Origin of the sequence: Muriicola soli, assembly GCF_004139715.1 — a bacterium.
Taxonomy (GTDB): domain Bacteria; phylum Bacteroidota; class Bacteroidia; order Flavobacteriales; family Flavobacteriaceae; genus Muriicola; species Muriicola soli.
Window position 1 is genome coordinate 2,009,204 of the sequence record NZ_CP035544.1, and the last position, 18,113, is coordinate 2,027,316.

Annotated in this window: 19 protein-coding genes and 2 pseudogenes; 6 read left to right on the forward strand and 15 right to left on the reverse strand. The window is 41.6% G+C overall.

Translation table 11 applies throughout. From position 1 onward, the window contains the following. Positions 1-33: 33 nt before the first annotated feature. Complete coding sequence (locus EQY75_RS09145) at positions 34-594, forward strand: thioredoxin family protein (protein ID WP_129605213.1); 561 nt, start codon at positions 34-36, stop codon at positions 592-594. Further along, the gene (locus EQY75_RS09150) at positions 579-1,151 is read left to right on the forward strand and encodes a GNAT family N-acetyltransferase (RefSeq protein ID WP_129605216.1); all 573 of its coding nucleotides are present in this window, start codon (positions 579-581) and stop codon (positions 1,149-1,151) included. The genes EQY75_RS09145 and EQY75_RS09150 overlap by 16 nt, the downstream gene beginning before the upstream one ends. Here the strand turns inward: EQY75_RS09150 and EQY75_RS09155 are convergent. Together EQY75_RS09155 and EQY75_RS14480 are read right to left on the reverse strand one after the other, a co-directional pair. Beyond that, positions 1,148-1,546, reverse strand: coding sequence for a YfiT family bacillithiol transferase (locus EQY75_RS09155; protein WP_342774068.1), 399 nt, complete (start codon positions 1,544-1,546; stop codon positions 1,148-1,150). The two genes, EQY75_RS09150 and EQY75_RS09155, sit on opposite strands and share 4 nt — an antisense overlap. Then, complete coding sequence (locus tag EQY75_RS14480; protein WP_342773976.1) at positions 1,498-1,689, reverse strand: DinB family protein; 192 nt, start codon at positions 1,687-1,689, stop codon at positions 1,498-1,500. Before EQY75_RS14480 ends, EQY75_RS09155 begins: the two co-directional genes overlap by 49 nt. A gap of 106 nt (positions 1,690-1,795) precedes the next feature. On the opposite strand from EQY75_RS14480, the gene EQY75_RS09160 reads away from it, so the two are divergent. Beyond that, a complete protein-coding gene (locus EQY75_RS09160) occupies positions 1,796-1,990 on the forward strand; it encodes a cold-shock protein (protein ID WP_129605219.1) in 195 nt (64 codons plus the stop codon). A gap of 437 nt (positions 1,991-2,427) precedes the next feature. On the opposite strand, the gene EQY75_RS09165 is transcribed toward EQY75_RS09160, so the two are convergent. From EQY75_RS09165 to EQY75_RS09175, 3 genes and pseudogenes are all read right to left on the reverse strand, one after another. After that, a complete protein-coding gene (locus tag EQY75_RS09165) occupies positions 2,428-3,360 on the reverse strand; it encodes a peptidylprolyl isomerase (RefSeq protein WP_129605222.1) in 933 nt (310 codons plus the stop codon). A gap of 86 nt (positions 3,361-3,446) precedes the next feature. Continuing rightward, positions 3,447-4,834: pseudogene (locus EQY75_RS09170) on the reverse strand (M20/M25/M40 family metallo-hydrolase). Continuing rightward, positions 4,831-5,708 (reverse strand): annotated as a pseudogene (locus tag EQY75_RS09175) (PPK2 family polyphosphate kinase). The pseudogenes EQY75_RS09170 and EQY75_RS09175 overlap by 4 nt, the downstream one beginning before the upstream one ends. A gap of 190 nt (positions 5,709-5,898) precedes the next feature. On the opposite strand from EQY75_RS09175, the gene EQY75_RS09180 reads away from it, so the two are divergent. Further along, positions 5,899-6,591, forward strand: coding sequence for a hypothetical protein (locus tag EQY75_RS09180; RefSeq protein WP_129605225.1), 693 nt, complete (start codon positions 5,899-5,901; stop codon positions 6,589-6,591). Positions 6,592-6,624: 33 nt separating this feature from the next. On the opposite strand, the gene EQY75_RS09185 is transcribed toward EQY75_RS09180, so the two are convergent. The 9 genes from EQY75_RS09185 to EQY75_RS09225 all read right to left on the reverse strand — a co-directional run bounded on the left by EQY75_RS09185 (position 6,625) and on the right by EQY75_RS09225 (position 15,423). Continuing rightward, positions 6,625-7,788, reverse strand: coding sequence for a sigma-54-dependent transcriptional regulator (locus tag EQY75_RS09185; protein WP_129605228.1), 1,164 nt, complete (start codon positions 7,786-7,788; stop codon positions 6,625-6,627). 110 nt (positions 7,789-7,898) lie between these two features. Next, entirely contained in the window at positions 7,899-8,768 is an 870-nt protein-coding gene (locus EQY75_RS09190) for a mechanosensitive ion channel family protein (protein WP_129605231.1), read from the reverse strand. 1 nt (position 8,769) lies between these two features. Beyond that, positions 8,770-10,107 (reverse strand): ABC transporter permease, encoded by a 1,338-nt coding sequence (locus tag EQY75_RS09195; protein ID WP_129605234.1) that lies wholly within the window; start codon positions 10,105-10,107, stop codon positions 8,770-8,772. Further along, positions 10,100-11,035: an ABC transporter ATP-binding protein gene (locus EQY75_RS09200; protein ID WP_129605237.1), complete on the reverse strand. Its 936-nt coding sequence runs from the start codon at positions 11,033-11,035 to the stop codon at positions 10,100-10,102. The genes EQY75_RS09195 and EQY75_RS09200 overlap by 8 nt, the downstream gene beginning before the upstream one ends. 335 nt (positions 11,036-11,370) lie before the next feature. Then, positions 11,371-12,483 carry a molecular chaperone DnaJ gene (gene dnaJ, locus EQY75_RS09205; RefSeq protein WP_129605240.1) on the reverse strand — a complete coding sequence of 371 codons (1,113 nt, stop codon included), beginning with the start codon at positions 12,481-12,483 and terminating at the stop codon, positions 11,371-11,373. 9 nt (positions 12,484-12,492) lie between these two features. After that, complete coding sequence (locus EQY75_RS09210) at positions 12,493-13,068, reverse strand: nucleotide exchange factor GrpE (RefSeq protein ID WP_129605242.1); 576 nt, start codon at positions 13,066-13,068, stop codon at positions 12,493-12,495. 136 nt (positions 13,069-13,204) lie between these two features. After that, positions 13,205-14,155 (reverse strand): TIGR01777 family oxidoreductase, encoded by a 951-nt coding sequence (locus EQY75_RS09215; RefSeq protein WP_129605245.1) that lies wholly within the window; start codon positions 14,153-14,155, stop codon positions 13,205-13,207. Positions 14,156-14,253: 98 nt separating this feature from the next. Further along, positions 14,254-14,919 (reverse strand): tRNA (5-methylaminomethyl-2-thiouridine)(34)-methyltransferase MnmC2, encoded by a 666-nt coding sequence (mnmC2, locus tag EQY75_RS09220; protein ID WP_129605247.1) that lies wholly within the window; start codon positions 14,917-14,919, stop codon positions 14,254-14,256. Further along, positions 14,920-15,423 carry a DUF4920 domain-containing protein gene (locus EQY75_RS09225; RefSeq protein WP_129605250.1) on the reverse strand — a complete coding sequence of 168 codons (504 nt, stop codon included), beginning with the start codon at positions 15,421-15,423 and terminating at the stop codon, positions 14,920-14,922. 105 nt (positions 15,424-15,528) lie between these two features. Here EQY75_RS09225 and EQY75_RS09230 point away from each other — a divergent pair, with 105 nt between their 5' ends. After that, entirely contained in the window at positions 15,529-16,596 is a 1,068-nt protein-coding gene (locus EQY75_RS09230; protein ID WP_129605251.1) for a branched-chain amino acid aminotransferase, read from the forward strand. A 31-nt stretch (positions 16,597-16,627) separates the two neighbouring features. Here EQY75_RS09230 and EQY75_RS09235 read toward each other — a convergent pair whose 3' ends face one another. Next, positions 16,628-17,014, reverse strand: a complete 387-nt coding sequence (locus EQY75_RS09235) for a pyrophosphohydrolase domain-containing protein (RefSeq protein WP_129605254.1) — start codon at positions 17,012-17,014, stop codon at positions 16,628-16,630. A gap of 543 nt (positions 17,015-17,557) precedes the next feature. Here EQY75_RS09235 and crcB point away from each other — a divergent pair. After that, positions 17,558-17,932, forward strand: coding sequence for a fluoride efflux transporter CrcB (gene crcB, locus EQY75_RS09245; RefSeq protein ID WP_129605256.1), 375 nt, complete (start codon positions 17,558-17,560; stop codon positions 17,930-17,932). Positions 17,933-18,113: the final 181 nt, after the last annotated feature.

The window sequence follows — 18,113 nt, forward strand, 5'->3', positions numbered from 1 at the left end:
GAGCTTAGTATTTTTGCAGGACAAAATAGATCTATGGCACGTACACCCAGCAATATGCTTCCTTTAGGCACTGAGGCACCTTCCTTTGCCCTTCTCGATACCGTTTCTGACAATACACTATCCCTTGATGAACTCAAAGGAACCGAAGGCACAGTTGTGATGTTTATCTGTAATCATTGTCCGTTTGTTAAGCACGTGAATCAACAGTTGGTTAAACTGGCAAAGGAATACGCAGGGAAGGGAATCAGTTTTATTGCCATATCGAGTAACGATATTGAGAATTATCCTCAGGATGCTCCGCACTTGATGAAGGAAAATGCTCAACAAGAAGGTTATCCTTTTCCATACTTATACGATGCTACTCAGGAAGTTGCCAAAGCCTATGACGCGGCTTGTACGCCCGACTTCTTTCTCTTCGACTCCCAAAGACTTCTCGTCTATCGCGGGCAGTTAGACCACTCAAGACCCGGAAATGGAATTCCTGTAAGCGGGAGCGATCTCAGAAGGGCGATGGACAATTTACTCGCAGGAAATGCTCAGGATGAGGATCAAAAACCCAGTATTGGTTGCAATATTAAATGGAAAAAGAGCTAAGGCGGAATAAAATCCATAGAGTTCAGCTTGAACCTCTAAAGGCAGGGACTCAAGAATTATATTGCCGTTTAGGGGAGCAGGCATACAGAGACCATTACCTGCACTTGTGGCCCGATCGGGATCCCACGCCCTATATTTCCACCAGCTTTACTCAAACAATTGTATCCGGAGAAACCAAGGATAAAACAAACCTTCATTATTTGGTCAGACTAGGCACGGAATATATTGGGATCGTAAAACTGATTAAATTCCATCAGATTAATAGTATTTCCTTACAAGAACCCATGTATCTCGAAAAGATCTATTTCTTATCTCAATACACAGGGAAAGGATATGGAAAGGAGATTTTAGCAGAAATAGAAGCAATTAGCCTTCAAGGGAAGATGAAAACGCTCTGGCTGGCCACTATGAAAAAAGGCTTCCCTCTGCGATTTTATCAAAATCTGGGATTTGAGATCATCGGGGAACAGGAGCTGCCTTTTAAAGAGTCTATTCCAGAACAAAGGGGGATGTACATATTGGGCAAAAGCCTCAGAGGAGCAATTGAAAGTAGCTAAGTGTTATCCCTTTCCAAAAAGCTCTGAATATGTGCCAAATGGTGATTCCCGTGCCAGGCATACCTTCCTGCATTTTCTTCCAGGGTTGTTTCCGAATTATTATCAGGGTGTATAAAAGTCCTTTGCCAATCTGCAGAGGATAGTCCGGTGAGAAGATACACCAATTTGGCGTGCACTGCTTCCAGATGATTTAGTGAGAGGTCAATTGGTGCAGTACTCGCATCAGTTAAATTCGCCCATTCCTTTTCAAGATAGGGTTTGATCACCGGCCTGTCTTCAGTTAATGCCCATTTGAACCTGATATAACTGTGATGGTGGCTATCTGCGAGATGGTGTACTACCTGCCTTACCGTCCATCCCCGGGCCGATAGGGGGAATTCAATTGGGCTTCGGATAGCGGTGTAACCAAATCCCTTAAGTTTACCGGCAGGGCTTCAATTTGAGCGATCCAATCTCTTAGCATCAGCGTGCTGATCTTTGAGGGTCTGACAAAATGACCAATTGGGTATTTCAATTTTTCCAAGGGTATATCTTCCATATTTCAAAGGTAAGAAAGCTGTGATTTTTAAGAATATAATTGAAATTATCTTATTTTCAATTATTTAAATGTACCTTTGCCGCTTAAACTTTTTATTTTTATTATTATGAGTAAAGGAACAGTAAAATTCTTCAACGATTCAAAAGGCTATGGCTTTATCACTGAAGATGGTTCGCAAGAAGATCACTTTGTACACATTTCTGGCTTAATTGACGAAGTACGAGAAGGTGACGTTGTAGAATTTGAACTACAACAAGGAAAAAAAGGATTGAACGCCGTTAATGTGAAAGTATTAGACTAGGTAAGATTCCAATTTTTTAACATAACCCCGACCTGTTGGTCGGGGTTTTTTTGTGACTTTTATCCATTGTTGATAAGTTGTTACTAACTTCATTGCTACGGCACACAACATTCTTCACTTTTCAGCGTCTTAAGGGTACACCCCTTAACCAGTTAATAACCAATATCCATGTATTCCTTTTTTTGGATTCTCCTTGTTTTAATAGCGATCAACTTGATATTACTGCTGATCAGCACTATAGGGAAAAGTAAAACATAAAAATGCCAAAGGCTGAGGTAGGGTAAGTTACGCCCAGAGCTGTTATATAATAAAAGCTATGTCTGTATTTCTAGGTATTATGGCGTTCCTTGTGGTCTTAAATATGCTCTTACTCTTGTTTTCCATGCAAATCACTAAACGGCATTAAGGATCTCAAAATAGTAAAAAGAGAATATCCTTTATTTTGCTCCCATCAATTCAACCTCAAAAATAAGGGTAGCATCTGGAGGAATAACACCTCCTGCACCAGCGCTTCCGTAGGCCAGGTCTGATGGAATAACAAAACGAGCTTTGTCTCCTACCTTTAACAATCCAATCCCTTCATCCCATCCCGGAATCACCTGCCCTGCTCCTAATTGAAATGTTATTGGTTTTTTACGTCTGTAAGAGGAATCAAAAACCTGGCCCGACGGCAAAGACCCTTCGTAATGAACGGAAACCTCTTGTCCTTTCTCCGGCTTTTTCCCGGATCCTTCTTGTATAAGTTTATATCGCAGTCCGCTTTCTGTTTTCTCAAAGCCGGCCGCTATCTTTTGAATTTCTGCTTCTGCTTTCTCCTTCTCATCGGCAAGGCGTTTCTCTCTCGAGCCTTCAAAAGTCCTGAAAGCTTCAACGGCGTTCCAGCTTTTATTTTTCTCCCCAACCCTGAGAATTTCAAGAGATTCTATTTTGTCTCCCTGTTCTATTGCATCAACCACTTCCTGACCGCTTGAAACGTGGCCAAATACCGTATGCTTATTATCCAGCCAGGGGGTAGCATTGTGGGTAATAAAGAACTGACTCCCATTTGAACCTGGTCCGGCGTTGGCCATTGAAAGAACACCCGCTCGGTCGTGTTTAAGCTCAGGATGGAATTCATCGTCAAACTTATACCCCGGATCTCCTGTACCTGTTCCCAAAGGACAGCCTCCTTGAATCATGAAATCAGGTATTACCCTATGGAAATTGAGACCGTCGTAAAAAGGCGTTCCCTGTGGTTTTGCCTTATTTTCAAGATCTCCTTCGGCCAGGGCTACAAAATTGCCCACTGTACCCGGAGTTTTATCATGGGTAAGCTTTACCAGGATTTCTCCTTTGCTGGTGTTGAACTTAGCGTAAATTCCGTCTTTCATAGGGTTTAGATTTTAGAGCCCTAAAGATAAGGATTATTGAATAAAATCAGACTGGTTACAAATCTCAACAGGGTTCAGAGAACCGACTATTGAGCAGTTCCCAGCTCGTATTTGTCAGCCAGGTATATAAGACTTGTCATGGCCGCAGCTCCCAACTCGAGTTCGCGTTTATTGACGTGTTCAAAGGTGTCGTTTTGAGCGTGATGATGAGCGAAATAACGCTGGGAATCGGGCCGCAGGCCAGCGAGAACCATCCCGGGCTTTTTTAAGGGTCCGATATCTGCACCTCCCCCTCCCCTTGTAAATTGTGCCGATTGATAAGGCTCAAATAGTGCTTGCCAACCCGAAATTGTATTAAAATCAGATTCGCTGCTGTCAAAGGAAAATCCTCTCGGCGTAAAACCTCCTGCATCACTCTCCAGAGCAAAGACGTGTTTTTCCTTATTCAGACCAGCTTCAGAAGCGTATTTTCTCCCTCCCCTTAGTCCATTTTCCTCATTCATAAATAAAACTACTCTGATGGTCCGTTTGGGTTTATAACCGCTCATTTTTATGATCCTGAGAACTTCCATGCTCTGTACACATCCGGCTCCGTCATCATGTGCTCCATCTCCCAGATCCCAAGAATCCAGATGACCGCCGACTACCATAATTTCATTTGGTCTGGTGGTTCCTCTGATCTCGCCAATAACATTGTAAGACTGTACATCAGGCAGTTGTTTGCAATTCAGTTTAAAAAAGAATTGAATATTAGGATCGAGTTTAAGTGTAGTACTTAAAAATTCAGCTCCGTTTGTGCTAATAGCCGCCGCCGGTATCCGATCCTTCTCCGGGAGGTCCCCGTAATTGGTAGATCCCGTATGGGATAGTCATCAAGACGCAGGTTCATCGACCTAACGATGACTCCCACAGCCCCGTATTTCGCCGCTTCTGCTGCTCCTCTTGAGCGTTGATCAACTGCTCCTCCGTAAGCTTGAAAAGTATTGAGGAGCTTGGGATCCATAGGACGGTTAAAAAATACGATCTTACCCTGAATTTTTTGCCTTCCAAGCGACTGGAGATCTTCGAGGGAACTCACCTCAACCAATTGTGCTTTAGTGCCTCCCGGAGGAGTTGCCACTGAGCCTCCCAGGGCACAGATTGGAACATTGCTAGTGTACCCAGGTTTGCTCTCCAAATACGCAAATTCAGGAGTACCTCTCACCCATTTTGGCACCATTACCGGCTGAAGCCAGACTTTGTCCAGGCCGAGGGAATCCAATTGCGTTCTGGTATAGCTCACTGCCTGTTCTGCCTGCACCGACCCTGATAGTCTTCCTCCGATCTGATTAGATAAATAGTTGAGCCAGTCGTACGCCTTTCCCTCGGTCAATGACAAGTCGTAAAAAGCTCTGATTTGTCGTTCATCATCGGTTTGAGCTGATATGTGGCTAAGTTGCAGCGTTAAAAACAGGATTACTAGTATTCTTATCATTCGTTCTCTAATTGCTTTTTGTATTCTTCGATATTTGCTTTGGTTTCCTCGTCGAGTTCGGGCTCTACAACATCGGTGTATTTGGTTAGTTCCTGTAACAGAATTTCTGCGACAATTACACGGGCTGCTTCCTTATTATCAGCAGGAACTACATACCAGGGAGCATTGGTTTTAGACGTTTTGTTGATAGCATCTTCATAACACTGCTGATACGAATCCCAAAGTTTTCTTTCCTTCAGATCGCCTGCAGAGAACTTCCAGTTTTTTTCCTTTTTTTCGAGACGCCTAAGCAACCTCTGCCGTTGCTCTTCTTTAGAAAGGTGAAGAAAAAACTTAAAGATTATAGTTCCATTCTGAGCCAGGTGCAGTTCAAAATCATTGATCTGCCTGAATCGTTTCTCCCAGAAGGCTTCATCGATATCTTCAACTGAATGAATTCCCGGAATATGCTCTCCGAGGATATAGGATGGATGAACACGGGTTACGAGGACATTTTCGTAATGTGTCCTGTTAAAAACACCGAATTTTCCTTTTTGAGGTAAGGCGATATAGTGCCTCCAGAGATAGTCATGACTGCGTTCCAATTCGGTAGGCACCTTAAAGCTGTGTACCTGCACTCCTCTTGCGTTAAAATCCTTGAAAACCTCCCTGATAAGACTATCTTTTCCTGCAGTATCCATGCCCTGCAGACAGATGAGTACGCTGTATTTGTCATGGGCGTACATAACATCCTGGAACTCCCCGAGCTTTACCCTTATCTTTTCGAGATATTTCTTCAACTTTTATCCGATTTCTCAAAATCCTCGTAAGTTGGGATGCTCTCCAATTTCACGGCCTTATCTACCCGGTAAACATTACTGTCAATTTTCTTCATTGCCTCAATATAAAATAAATTACGCTGCCCTGATCATTCGAATTAAAAATTAAGAAAAATGGCGGTTTTTTGGGCTGAAAAAGCACCCAAATCGTGCGTTTTTCCCCTTATGACGATAAAATAAGGTGGGGGATCAAGGCTGTATTAACTTTATTGGTCCTAAATCTTACATAATACCTTTTAGCTCAATATGAAAGGACTGATCATTTATCTGTGGCTTACCGTATTTCACTTTCTTCCGGGAACAGAAGTATCTAATGCTTGTGATTACGCAGGTTCGAACCTCAGCTACATAAAATCCAATACAGAAAAAGCCATCAATGCAGATAAGATCAAAATGATCCACTATTACGCATATAAGGCTTTGAGTGCCATAGACAAATCGAAACAGCAATTTGAAGATTGTGGCTGCGAATACGCTCAAAAGAGTATTGAAGGCGGTAAAAATTATCTGAAAAAAGCAATCAAGGCCAGTTCTGTTCTAAGTTCTCGTATGTTATTGGAAAAGGCATTAGAACACGCCAGGGGCAGTGAGGAAGCCCTTGAAGATCACGCAGAAATCCACAGTAGTGAATACGGAACCGATCTATTGGCTGTAAATACCAAGGAATCCGCGGAAAAAAGAAATTTTGCAAAACCTATTGGGGGGAAAGATTTGGAAGACAGGATTGATGCCTCATTGATCAATTTTGAAGTTTCACTGCAAAAGGTTATCAATACGCTTCCTTGCAAAGAAGCCCAGACCTATGTCACCAAAGTGTTTGAAAGATGCGAATTGCAACTATTAAAAACCGATCTTACCGAAGGGAAAAGGTATTATAACCTCAGGACAAAAGAAATTGCAGAAAGCGCATTGGTTGAACTCAGCAATCGCTGTCCGTAAACCCCTGTTAAAACCATAATTCACGAAGAGTTCCTATTTACTGGCGAAGAGTTTTACATCCTCTTCCGTGATTTCATCATTCCCCAAAATAGTGAGTCGCTCTACTACATTGCGCAATTCACGAATATTACCTGTCCAGTTGTAATCTTTTAGGAGTGAAACCGCTTTAGACGAAAACTTTTTCGGTACCGTGCCTTGTTCTACGGCAATTTTTTCTGAAAAGTGTTCAATGAGCAGAGGGATGTCTTTCCTACGATCATTTAGGGCCGGAACATTTACGAGAATAACGGCAAGGCGGTGGTAAAGATCTTCCCGGAACCGACCTTCTTCTATCTCTTTTTGTAAGTCTTTGTTGGTCGCTGCTAAAACCCGTACATCCACGTTGATGTCTTTATCGGAACCCACCCTTGAAATTTTATTTTCCTGCAGGGCTCGAAGTACTTTGGCCTGTGCTGAAAGGCTCATGTCTCCGATCTCATCTAAAAAAATTGTGCCTTTATTTGCCGTTTCAAATTTACCTGCCCTGTCTTTAATTGCCGAGGTGAATGCTCCTTTGACGTGTCCGAACAACTCACTCTCAATAAGCTCCGACGGTATTGCGGCACAGTTCACTTCTATAAAAGGATTATTGCTCCGCTCACTTTTTTGATGGATCCAATGGGCAACCAGTTCTTTCCCGGTACCATTGGCGCCTGTAATTAGTACCCTGGCGTCTGTGGGTGCTACTTTGTCTATGATGTCCTTGATATTCGAGATTTCGGAACTTTCACCGATCATCTCGTATTTCTTACTCACTTTCTTTTTCAGGATCTTATTCTCAACAACCAATTCCTTCCTGTCGAGTGCATTTCTCACTGTGGTAAGCAATCGGTTGAGATCCGGTGGTTTGGAAATATAATCGAACGCCCCCAGGCGCATAGTATTCACAGCTGTATCGAGGTCGCCGTGACCGGAAATCATGATAAATGGTATTTCAGGTTTTATTTTCCTGCCCGCTTCCAGCACTTCCACCCCATCCATTTTTGGCATCTTAATATCGCACAGCACCAGGTCGTAATCATTCTTTTTGATCAGCTCCAATCCTATGTGGCCATTTTCGGCCTCTTCCAACTGGTATTTGTCATTTTCTTCACTTAGAATTTTTACCAGCACCCTGCGAATGGCTGCCTCGTCTTCTATTACTAATATTTTAGGCATCTGTGTTACTTTAAATTATTGCTTTCCGGCGGCTACCGGTTCCATACCCTGCCAGTTCAAAAACAATGCCAGGGCCTGAAATGATATGTGTCTACTAATCTGCACCTATCTTAATCATTCTTAAGCGCAATAGGCCCGTGCTGGAAAAAATGTACATCCCTTTGTGGAAATGGAATAGTAACACCTTTCTTCCTGAATTGATCATCTATTCTATAACGCATTTCACTGCGCATTCTGGGTACCCTAAAGCCGTCTTCTATAAAGAAGTTAAGAGAAAATACAAGAGCTGAATCGCCAAAGTCATCAAACTGAACAAATGGAGGCGGGTCTTTTAAAACTCCTATTTGATCCATGGCAGTTTCTTCTAAGATTTTTGTCACCAATTGCACATCACTGCCATAGGCCACGCCAACTACCAGTGATTCACGGGTAGTATTATGGTTCTGCGTAAAATTGTATATCGTATTGGTTAGAAAGATATGGTTCGGAATAATGAGTACTTTGTCGTCTCGTGTTAAAGCTCTGGTACTTCTCAGGCGTATCTCGAATACCCTTCCTACTTTACCTTCCACCTCTATAATGTCTCCCACGTGTATGGATTGATCAAGGATCATCAAAACTCCAGAAATAATGTCCTGAAAGAGGGTTTGTAAGGCAAATCCCAAACCTACAAAAAGGGCTGCGGAAGCAGTTAATAAAACTGTGAGATTAACTCCTGAAGAATGGAGGATAACGATGATCACCAGAACGTAAAAAAGGTATTTTAAAAAAGAAAAAATACTGACAAACTTGTTTTGATCAGATTTGGGTAACTTCTTAACTACTAAATTATGAACGATTCGCAGAAAATAAGTAACCACAATAATGGCGATCACTATAGTAAGTAAGGTTCCCACAGTGATATGAATATTTTCACTTTCAATAATCTGATAGGAGAGGAAGTCCTTGAACGATGAGAAAATTGATTTTAGATTTTCCATATCAGTATTTTAACCATTTAAACAATTCTTTATAACTGGGTTTTTTTCCATACATAAGAATTCCTACCCTGTAAATTTTTGCAGCCAGCCATACAATTCCTATAAAGGTAATCAGTAGAAAAAATATAGACAGTATAAGTTGCCATATTGGAACCCCTCCTTCACCCAGTCCTCCAGGGAGCCTCATCAGCATCACTATGGGAGAGGTAAGCGGGAAGAGGGAAAATCCAACAGCAATGGGACCATGAGGATTTCCAAATACCGAAAAGAAGCCCACGTAAATAGCGAGCATCAGAGGGAGAATAATCGGGAAAATGAATTGCTGGGTATCTGTTTCATTATCAACTGCAGCACCTATGGCAGCGTAGATTGAACTGTATATCAGATATCCAAGAACAAAATAGATCATAAAAAAGAAGATCAGCATTGCCCAGGGAATCTGAAACAGCTCATTGGCGTATAGTTGCATCTCACTCATGTCTGAACTCATGCTACTGAGTTCATTTACCGCTCCGCCAGGTAAGACCGAGGCACTTTGAAATGCGGAAGTCTCCAATCCCAAAAACGACATAATGGCAAATAATAACAAACTCGCCGAGAAGATCCAGATCGCGAATTGCGTGAGGCCTGCCAGGGAAGTGCCGATGATTTTGCCCATCATCAATTGAAAGGGTTTTACGGAAGAAATAATCACTTCGATAATGCGACTTGTTTTTTCCTCGATTACGCTTCGCATCACAAAGCCACCGTAAATAATGATAAACATCATGATTAGGTAACCAAATCCTCCGCCGATAAATGCCTTGAGTTCATTGATCCCCTTTAAATTTTGCTGCCCTTCAAAGGTTTCTGTTTTTAGCTGAAATCCGGAGTCGATCGAAGCAAATTCTTCAGCTGTGACTCCCAATTCCATCAATTTTTGCTGTCGTAGGCGTTCGCGAAAGACTGCATCGAGTTTATCCGTGATTCCAGAAACCGGGGCTTCCTGAGTATAGAAATAGGCCTGTTTAGCTACCTCTTCGGCAGTCCGGCCCTCAGGAAGATACAACAAGCCATAAAAGTTCTGCCCAATTACCGTATCCTTTGCTTCCTCCAGGGTGAGATCCCTCAGGCTTACATAGGAAAGCGCTTCTGTTGACCCAAAATCCCCGGAATAAAATGAACTTTCATTGAGAATGCCGATTACTCTGGTCTCACTGTCATTGATCTTAGTTAAATAGGCAATCAATACTACCATCCCAACCATCAGGATCGGACTCAGGAAGGTCATGATCACAAATGATTTATTCCTCACCTTGGCCAGGTATTCCCTTTTAATAATCAGGCCTAACTTATTCATGGGCAGACTTGCTTTGCACTGTTTTGATGAAGATGTCATTGGCCGTAGGGACCGTTTCAATAAAGTTATAGATGGTCCCTTTAGAGGAAAGTTGATTCAAGAGATATCTTGTATCATCTGATGGCAGTTGTATCTGAAATTCTAACTCAGCCGCTTCCGGATCAAAAGAGGAAGAGGTGATCTGAAAATTCTTAGAGAGCTCTTTCAAGAATTCTTCTCCTTGTTGAACTGCCATTCCTACCTTATAGATGTTGTTCTTGTACTGTTTTTTAATATCAGAAAGTTTGCCATCCAGAATTTTTTCCGCATTGTGCAACAGTGCAATATATTCACAAATCTCTTCAACAGATTCCATTCTGTGAGTAGAAAAAATAATGGAAGTGCCCTGCTCCTTGAGATGTAATATTTCTTCTTTGATGATGTTGGCATTTATAGGATCAAAACCACTAAAAGGTTCGTCAAAAATGAGCAATTTAGGCTGATGTAATACGGTGACAATAAATTGTATTTTTTGTGCCATCCCCTTGGAGAGTTCCTGTATTTTCTTATTCCACCAATCTCCAATCTGCAGCCGATCAAACCAGTAGAGCAACCTTTTCTTAGCTTCGGCTTTGGACAATCCTTTTAATTGTGCCAGATACAAGGCTTGTTCCCCAACTTTCATACTCTTGTAAAGCCCCCTTTCTTCAGGTAAATAACCTATCATCGCAATATGATGAGGTTGTAGCGGCTCTCCTGCGAAGTGGATTTGTCCCTGATCCGGATAGGTAATCTGATTGATAATTCTAATCAGAGTAGTCTTTCCGGCACCGTTAGGGCCTAATAAGCCGTAGATGCAGTTGGCAGGTATTTCCAGGGAAACGTCATTAAGGGCAAAATGGGATCCGAACTGTTTGGTAATACCATCGGCAACCAGGATAGAACTCATGCAGGCAATTTTTTCAAAGATATAGAATTGAAGGTAAAAGTTGAGGGGTTTAGGAAATATTGTGAAGCCCGGTTGAAGGTGTAGAAAAGTACACGGATAAGCTTATAAGTTTAAAATAAATAGTTCTATAATTATCAGGGATTTTAAGGCGAATCTAGTGAAATAAGGGCGAATCATTTATCAGTTTAAAATGACAATCAAGCCCTATTAAAAAGCAAAACCCATCCTTGAAGAAACAAGGATGGGAAAAAAATTGCTATGAAAAAGAAAATTAATATTGGTTGCCCAATATCGCTCCAAATATACGTTTTTTATTTAATTCGGGATTATTTGGTTTAAGAAAACATGTCTTTTACTTTTTCAAAAAATGATTTATCCGATTTCTCCGGCTTAGGCTCGAAATTTTCGTTCTGACTCATTTTTTCAAAAAACTCACGTTGTTCCTTATTCAACTCCTTAGGTGTCCAAACATTTACGTGGACAAGGAGGTCTCCACTGCCATAACCATTTAGGTTATTAATTCCCTTTCCACGTAAACGGAGAATTTTTCCCGACTGAATTCCGGGTTCCAGTTTAATCCGCACTTTTCCTCCAACAGTATCAATTTCTTTGGAAGTGCCCAGGACCGCATCGGATATACTCACATACAGGTCATAGTGTAAGTTATCGCCTTCCCGTTTTAAAGTTTCGTGTTCCTTGGTTTCTATGGCCACCAAAAGATCTCCTGGTATGCTGTTTCCGGGAGCTTCGTTTCCTTTATTACTCACTTTAAGTTGCATCCCGTTTTCAACACCAGCGGGAATCTTAATCGATACCGTTTCTTCTACTACCTTTAATCCCTGGGCATCTGCATCCGCCGGACGATGATCTATAATTTGACCACTTCCTCCGCAACTACTACAAGTTGCCGCAGTTTGCATACGACCCAAAATGGTATTGGTAATTTTGGTAACCTGTCCATTACCATTACATGTAGAACAAGTTTTATAGGTAACCCCATCGGCCTTCACCTTCCGCTTTACCTTCACCTTTTTCTCTACTCCCTCAGCAACTTCTTCCAGAGAGAGTTTTACCCGAATCCTGAGATTACTCCCTTTAACTCGGCGCTGGCCTCCGCCAAACCCCCCGAAACCACCGAAACTTCCTCCGAATGCACTGCCAAATATATCTCCAAACTGACTGAAGATATCCTCCATATTCATCCCTCCGCCACCGAATCCGCCTCCTTCAAAGGCAGCATGACCGTATTGATCATATCTTGCTCGCTTGTCCGGATCACTGAGTACCTCGTAAGCCTCTGCAGATTTTTTAAACATTTCTTCTGCCTTGGCATCCCCCGGATTTTTATCCGGATGGTATTCCAGAGCCTTTTTCCTGTAGGCTTTTTTTATCTCCGCTGCGGAAGCCGATTTGCTGATCCCCAATATTTCGTAAAAGTCTTGCTTCATAATGTCAGATTAATTGCCCACCACTACCTTGGGGTGCCTAATGATCTTGTCCCCTAAGCTGTAGCCTTTTTCTACCACATCTATAATCTTGCCCTTTAGTTTTTTATTAGGGGCAGGGATCTGGGTTATGGCATCGTGGATCTCAGCGTCGAAAGCATCACCTTCCTTAGCTTGTACCTCTGCGAGACCTTTGGCCTTTAAGGTATCTTTAAATTTATTGTATATAAGTTCAACACCTTTGAACAACTCCTTCTCTGAAGATTTGCCCAATTCGTTCAGGGCGCGTTCAAAATCATCCAAAACAGGAAGTAAGGAAACGATGACTTCCTGACCTGCCGTTTTAAAAAGGTCTATCCGCTCTTTGGAGGTCCTTCTTTTAAAATTTTCAAATTCAGCAAAAAGGCGAAGGAACTTATCTTTCTCCTTTTCCAATTCAGCCTCCATCTGTTCTTTTTCTGATAAGGAAGAGGTTTCTTCAGTATCCTCGGCATCAACGGATTGGTCGTTTCCTTCTACCTGAGTCTCATCAGGGTGCAATTCGTTCTCCAGCTCTTCTATTTCTTCAGTTTTATCTTTTTTACTCATTGCTTTTCGCTTTTATTGGGACAATGCATTTGAAGACGGCAAAAGTACTGCCATTTATCGTAAAATGTCAAAATGTCACAAAAAAAAACATCCCTGTAAAAGGATGATTTTAAAACTATAGAAGGGAAAGAAGTTGTTACACAAATTCCTTGTGATAAATATCGCTCTCTTTTTCTTCCGATTGAATTACATTCTCAAGGGCATTACATATATTTTTATAATAAAAATCAAATCCCTCTTCTTCAATTTTCTTGCTGCTCACCCTCTGACTCACAAAAAGAATAAGGGACATTTCCCCAAGTATAAGGCGCATTAGGCCCTGTGGAATATTTGGCAATAATATAGGTCGGTTCATCACTTCCGCAACTTCCTTAACAAGGCGATTATTGGTGACAGGATTAGGGGCCACTCCATTGAACACGCCCTCCAGGCTATGCTCAACAATAAATAAAAACTGCCTAGCCAAATCATCTATATGAATCCATGACTGCCACTGTTCACCACTGCCAAAAGCTGCTCCCACGTATGCCTTTACCGGCCTTACAATGGCCGGAAGCGCACCTCCATCCATAGAGAGAACCAATCCTACACGAAGCGTAGCGACAGAAAAGGGAAATTTTGTAAATTCTTGTATTTCCTGTTCCCATTTGGAAACTACTTCGCCTAGAAAACTATTATCTACTTCTTTTTCTTCTTCCGAGTAATAATGGTCAAAGGAATGGGGGTAAATTCCGATGGCGGAGGCAGAAACAAAAGATGATATTTCAGAAGTATCGATTTTCTTTAAGGCAGATCTTAAAGTTTGCAGGCTATTTAGCCTACTATCGAGGATTTTCTTTTTGTTAGCCTTGGTCCATCTTTGCGAAATAGACGATCCTGCAAGATTGATGACTGCCGTAACCCCTTCGAAACAAGCAAGGTCAATCTCGCCCTTTTTGGGATTCCAGTAGAACCCCTTCAGGCCCTCCTCTTTTTTTAACTTGTTTTTTCGGGTAGTGAGGAAATTGACATTAATGTTATTGTCTCTGCATTTCTGAACTATTGCATTGCCAATCAGCCCCGTCGCCCCGGTAATCAAAATGCACATTGAGCTTTTTTTGTAAAGATATTTGATTTGAACTGTAGATGATTGGGCTTTATATAAGGTTTAACAATATTGTCTAAGAAAACCTTCCTCCCGGGTATTTAGTGTTTCTTTACGGCACGAAGCATTTCTCGTTTTCCCGGAGGGCCCGGAAGTCGCTCTACGACAAAACCCACAGCTTCCATCGCACGTCTCACACTTCCTTTGGCAGAATAGGTAACCAATATTCCGCCGGGTTTCAAAGCGTTAAACATTCCCTGGAAAACAGCTTGTGTCCAAAGCTCAGGCTGCACCCTTGCCCCAAACGCATCAAAATAAATGAGATTGTAGTGCTCTTGATCTCTAATCTCCCTAAAATCTATTTTGCGTTTTCGTAGTTGGAAGGAGGGATTTAAAGTCACCTTTTCCTCCCACTTACAAGTATGCATAAGCTTAAATATCTCCTCCAGCTGGGGTACGCCCAATGATTTAACATAGTCTAAGTCCAGAACCTCCTCGAGCTTCAAAGGGAAGGCTTCTACTCCTGTATAGCTAATGTTTAAATTTCTCTTTTCAGCTTCGTGGAGGGTTATCAGCGCATTAAGGCCGGTACCAAAGCCGGCTTCAAGAATGGAAATCTCGTTCCTGGAACATGCTGTAAGTCCGTGTTTTATAAAAACGTGGTATGCCTCCTGTATAGCGCCGTGTTTGGAGTGGTATTGTTCGTTCCAATCTGCTATGGAAATGGTTCTTGATCCGTCGGCTGTAGTTATTATTGAACGTTTCACTCAATTCGCTAAGCGAACTCCATCGGCAATAAAACGATATGAAGTTCTGTCGGTTGTGATCTGATCAATCTCCTCTTCGGTAGCACCACCATCTTTAGCGTAGTGCTTCTGGTCCTCAACACTCATTTTTTCCTTAAAGGCTTTTCCGTGAATGACAACTTCACTGCCGGCAATATCCTTGGGAACAAAAAAACCGTAATCCTTAAAGGTTACGTGCACTTCTTCTTCACCGTTGAGGGAGACCTTCATCCAACAGCCTTTCATCTGGCAAACCTCGGTAACTTTCGCACTGAAAGTAGTCGATAGACTATCCGACTCGTTTAGCTCTGTAATCGCTTCGGCCAACTCCGCTTCGGATCGTATCTCAGTTGCTTCAAAAGAGCTGCCAAAAACCTGAACTACCTCTTTCTCTGCTTCGTTTGAGGTGGATTTGGTCTGAGAATTCTGTTCCTTACAGCTCCATAAAAGAAGAAAAACAACAAGGAAAATGTTAAAACCTTTCATTTTGTTTAGTATTTGTGTTTACTCTGCAAAACTGGGGATTTTTCGGTAGAAAAAGAAGGAATAAGAGGGTATAAATGTTTAATTTTGAGTTGAAAATTTCAGCATATGGAGACCAAAACGGGTAATATCATTATTGAAAAAATCAAAGAGTCAAAGATCACGAAGGTCGATTTCTCAAACCTACCATTCGGAAAAGTCTATTCCGATCACATGTTGGTTTGCGATTATAAGGACGGGGCATGGCAAGCGCCACGCATTATGCCCTACGGACCAGTTTCTTTAGATCCTTCCGCCAAGATATTCCATTACGGTCAGTCTGTTTTTGAAGGTATGAAGGCTTACAAGGATGCCGAGGGTCGGGCATGGCTGTTCAGACCTGAAGAAAATCAAAAGCGACTCAATATTTCTTCTAAGCGAATTTCCATACCTGAACTTCCAAAGGAGATCTTTATGGAAGGTCTCACAACTCTTTTAAAACTCGAAAAGGATTGGATCCCAACTACCCCTGGGAGTTCGCTCTACGTAAGACCCTTTATTTTTGCTTCCGGCTCAGGACTTCACGCTTCGCCTGCAGACCAGTATAAGTTCTTTATCGTTTGTGCTCCTTCGGGGCCTTACTTTGCAGGGAAGATCAAGGTTCTGATCGAGGAAAAGTATTCAAGAGCTGCCAACGGAGGTGTAGGTTACGCTAAAGCCGGCGGAAATTATGCTGGACAGTTCTACCCTACTCAACTCGCCCAGGATAAGGGTTATCAGCAAGTGATCTGGACCGATGATAACACTCATGAATATATAGAGGAGGCAGGAGCCATGAATATTTTCGTCAGAATCAATGATACCCTGATGACCAGTCCTGTAAGCGATAGGATTCTGGATGGGGTAACGCGAAAAAGTGTAATTGATATTGCAAAAGCAGAGGGTATTCCAGTTGAAATAAGAAAAATAAGGGTGGAAGAACTTATTTCCGCTTCTAAAAACGGAAGCCTGAAAGAAATGTTCGGAGCAGGTACAGCTGCGGTGATCTCACCGGTCTCAGGATTCGGACACAGAGAAAGTGATTACAGCCTGCCGGAACTGGAAAACAGTTATGCAGCACTATTAAAGAAAAGGATCACTGATATACAGTACAACAAGGCCGAAGATCCTTTTGGTTGGCGATTTCAAGTGGGTTAACCTAAGTTTGAGAAGTGTTGGCTGATTAAAATTACCTGTCCAGGATAGTTTTAATATCCGGTTTAAAATATCCCGGTCCTTTCAGGACTTTGCCATCCTCGCGATAGATGGGCTTACCGTCTTCTCCCAACTTACTCATATTGCTGCGTTGTATTTCCTCAAATACATCTTCGATAATATGCTGCATTCCGTGTTCGAGGATGGTACCACACAAAATATAGAGCATATCGCCAAGGGCATCGGCCACTTCAACCAGATCGCCATTCTGAGCCGCTTCGTAATACTCTTCGTTTTCCTCATCCATAAGGTTATACCGGAGTAAATTTTTGGCTTCACCCAGATCGGCTCTAGGAGTATCAGACACTCCCAATCCAAAAGAATGATGAAACTGGGCAACTGCATCTATCTTGCTTTTCATAGTATCTCTTTTTTGATGTAGTTTTGCGCTAAAATATAAAATATGTTCAGCACTGGACAATTAATCTTTGCAGCCCTTTTTGTCGTTGTTTTTGCTACCGTAATTGTGTTTACTTACAGAAAAGACAAAAATCTTCACGAGAAAAATTACAAAGGTGTAAAATGGGTCGGTATCGTTTTTATCCTTTTTATATTTTTTCTCTTTTTGATTAAATATCTGCTCAAAAATTAACACTTTTTTTACCTACACCACAAAAATTACTTCCCTGACAACATTATCCCGCTTTCGTGCGTATACTATAAGAAAACACGTACTTTTGCGTTATAGTTTCAAAGAAATCCGATAAATGACAACCTTTTTTACCATTTTCTTTGTTTTAGTTGCAGTGAATGCTGCACTAATTACATTCAGTTTGCTAACAAATAAGCGTAAGCAAATGCAAATGAAGGGTGATCAATCTGAAGCTACCAAAGAGAACGTTTATTCTCTTGATTGGACCTCCTCAAAATACCGGAAAGCCATTTAGATTCCTATCTTTAGGGAATGAAACACTTTTTACTGGTCTTTCTTGGTGGAGGAATCGGCAGCGGCCTTCGCTACCTTATCAGCAAATTTTTAAATCCTTATTTCAGTTCTTTTTACCTGGGTACATTCAGTGTGAATATTATAGGTTGCCTGCTCATAGGCCTGATTCTGGGGATCACTTCAAAATCTTCTTCCTTAAATAGCACTTCTCTTGTATTCCTTACCGTAGGTTTTTGTGGGGGCTTTACCACCTTCTCCTCATTTGCCCTTGAAAATTATGATATGCTCAGAGAGGGACAACTATTCTCATTTTTCTTTTATACACTTAGCAGTATACTTGTCGGTATTCTCGCTGTAGCCTTGGGGTTCTGGTTGGTAAAACTCCTTGCTTAATTCCTCCTAACGTGCGGTGATACAAGGATTTAAGATGTCTTTTTCACTGCTTTTAAAGCGATTCTTACAGGGAATGTTAATACCGCCCTACAAAAAAATCATATTTATAATTTATTAATGTTTGAATAGTATACCCTTATTATTTAGGGGTACAAATTATTATAATGATAAAAATGAAGTT

Excerpts from the sequence above, each read along its gene's own strand:
- EQY75_RS09185 (WP_129605228.1), bottom strand. The coding sequence starts at position 7,788 with ATGCCTAAAATATTAGTAATAGAAGACGAGGCAGCCATTCGCAGGGTG.
- EQY75_RS09230 (WP_129605251.1), top strand. The coding sequence starts at position 15,529 with ATGGAGACCAAAACGGGTAATATCATTATTGAAAAAATCAAAGAGTCA.
- EQY75_RS09180 (WP_129605225.1), top strand. The coding sequence starts at position 5,899 with ATGAAAGGACTGATCATTTATCTGTGGCTTACCGTATTTCACTTTCTT.
- EQY75_RS09195 (WP_129605234.1), bottom strand. The coding sequence starts at position 10,107 with ATGAATAAGTTAGGCCTGATTATTAAAAGGGAATACCTGGCCAAGGTG.
- EQY75_RS09225 (WP_129605250.1), bottom strand. The coding sequence starts at position 15,423 with ATGAAAGGTTTTAACATTTTCCTTGTTGTTTTTCTTCTTTTATGGAGC.
- EQY75_RS09145 (WP_129605213.1), top strand. The coding sequence starts at position 34 with ATGGCACGTACACCCAGCAATATGCTTCCTTTAGGCACTGAGGCACCT.
- EQY75_RS09215 (WP_129605245.1), bottom strand. The coding sequence starts at position 14,155 with ATGTGCATTTTGATTACCGGGGCGACGGGGCTGATTGGCAATGCAATA.
- EQY75_RS09160 (WP_129605219.1), top strand. The coding sequence starts at position 1,796 with ATGAGTAAAGGAACAGTAAAATTCTTCAACGATTCAAAAGGCTATGGC.
- crcB (WP_129605256.1), top strand. The coding sequence starts at position 17,558 with ATGAAACACTTTTTACTGGTCTTTCTTGGTGGAGGAATCGGCAGCGGC.
- EQY75_RS09200 (WP_129605237.1), bottom strand. The coding sequence starts at position 11,035 with ATGAGTTCTATCCTGGTTGCCGATGGTATTACCAAACAGTTCGGATCC.
- EQY75_RS14480 (WP_342773976.1), bottom strand. The coding sequence starts at position 1,689 with ATGGAAGATATACCCTTGGAAAAATTGAAATACCCAATTGGTCATTTT.
- EQY75_RS09150 (WP_129605216.1), top strand. The coding sequence starts at position 579 with ATGGAAAAAGAGCTAAGGCGGAATAAAATCCATAGAGTTCAGCTTGAA.
- EQY75_RS09165 (WP_129605222.1), bottom strand. The coding sequence starts at position 3,360 with ATGAAAGACGGAATTTACGCTAAGTTCAACACCAGCAAAGGAGAAATC.
- EQY75_RS09190 (WP_129605231.1), bottom strand. The coding sequence starts at position 8,768 with ATGGAAAATCTAAAATCAATTTTCTCATCGTTCAAGGACTTCCTCTCC.
- EQY75_RS09235 (WP_129605254.1), bottom strand. The coding sequence starts at position 17,014 with ATGAAAAGCAAGATAGATGCAGTTGCCCAGTTTCATCATTCTTTTGGA.
- dnaJ (WP_129605240.1), bottom strand. The coding sequence starts at position 12,483 with ATGAAGCAAGACTTTTACGAAATATTGGGGATCAGCAAATCGGCTTCC.
- EQY75_RS09210 (WP_129605242.1), bottom strand. The coding sequence starts at position 13,068 with ATGAGTAAAAAAGATAAAACTGAAGAAATAGAAGAGCTGGAGAACGAA.